General features: G+C 57.0%; 1 pseudogene. It reads right to left on the bottom strand.

The features are described 5' to 3' along the window. A pseudogene (gene yehX / locus AC3Y5R_RS24260) lies at window positions 1-244 on the bottom strand (glycine betaine ABC transporter ATP binding protein YehX); the annotation flags it as partial.

The raw sequence follows: 244 nt of genomic DNA, 5'->3' as shown, positions 1-244 counted from the left end.
GGATTGCCCTGCTGCACTACTTCACCGTGATCCATCAATACCAGATGTTCTGCCAGCCGTAGCGCCTCATCAATATCATGAGTGACCAGCACAATGGTACGCCCCAGCAAACGGTGAATGCGCGTCATCTCTTGTTGCAACGCGCCGCGCGTTACCGGGTCCAGTGCGCCAAAAGGTTCATCCATCAGTAAGACTTGCGGATCGGCAGCCAGTGCACGCGCCACTCCCACACGTTGCTGCTGAC

This window comes from Erwinia sp. 009765445 (genome assembly GCF_058137865.1).
This window is presented reverse-complemented; position numbering and strand designations above follow the sequence as displayed.